2 protein-coding genes are annotated in these 886 nt (G+C 60.6%); both read right to left on the bottom strand.

The annotated features are described in order from the left end of the window. Nucleotides 1-226: aldehyde dehydrogenase family protein (locus tag EN780_RS35555; protein WP_245500234.1), on the bottom strand; the 226-nt coding region annotated here is incomplete at its 3' end. A 20-nt stretch (nucleotides 227-246) separates the two neighbouring features. Next, nucleotides 247-886 (bottom strand): proline racemase family protein (locus tag EN780_RS35550; RefSeq protein ID WP_189557060.1); only part of this gene is annotated, 640 nt, incomplete at its 5' end.

The following is an 886-nucleotide window of genomic DNA, read 5'->3' as shown; positions in this document are numbered from 1 at the left end:
CGGCCTCGAAACTGCGGCGTGCGGCCCTGACCGCAAGGTCGACGTCCGCAGCGCCGCCGGCGGCGACATTGGCAAGGAGCCTGCCGGTGGCAGGATTGACGGTTTCGAACGTCTCCCCCGATTTTGCCGCCACATAGGCACCGTCAATAAAGGCCCGTGTTTCGAATTTCAGCTTTTCGGCTTGGGCGTGGAAGTCTGCGTGCACGTTCATCTTGAACTCCTGCAAATGGCATTGATGGATATTGGTCAGGCACCGGGCCAGGTATCGGAAAGTGTGTAGCCCCTCGGAAACGGATCGCTCGGGTCGAGCACGAACTGATGGAAGCCTGTGATCCAGGCCCGTCCGGTGATGGCGACAGACACGGCGTCGAGACCTCCGATCCGGGTGCTCTCGAATATCTCGCCGACGAATTTTGTGCCGATGATCGACTCATGGATGAATTGTTCGCCGGCAGCGACTTCACCGCGTGCATGGAGCAGCGCCAGTCGTGCACAGGTGCCGGTCCCGCAAGGCGAGCGGTCCAGTCTGCCTGGCGAGACGATGACCCCGTTCCTGGATGTCTTGATCCCGTCGCTTACCGCGAGCGGACCGGCGAAAAGCGTCTGGTTGATTGTGTGTATCTCTGGGTTTTCGGGGTGCACGGATGGCAGTTGCTCGGCCGCCGCCCGCTTGATTTTTTCGCCGACATCCGAAAGATCGCGCGCTTCGGACGGCTCGATCTCGAAGCCGCAATCCTGGGCGTCGACGATCACGTAGATCATCCCCCCGTAGGAAACGTCGACGCGAAGCGATCCTATGCCTTCGACCTCGATCATCCGGTCTCGGTGCATGACAAAGGACGGCTGGTTCCTGAACTTGACGCTTTCGCACTTTCCGTCCCGGCAC

Origin of the sequence: Mesorhizobium sp. M4B.F.Ca.ET.089.01.1.1 (genome assembly GCF_004022605.1) — a bacterium.
Taxonomy (GTDB): Bacteria; Pseudomonadota; Alphaproteobacteria; order Rhizobiales; family Rhizobiaceae; genus Mesorhizobium; species Mesorhizobium abyssinicae.
Note: the sequence above shows the minus strand (reverse complement) of the source record. Positions and strands in the feature narration are given on the sequence as shown.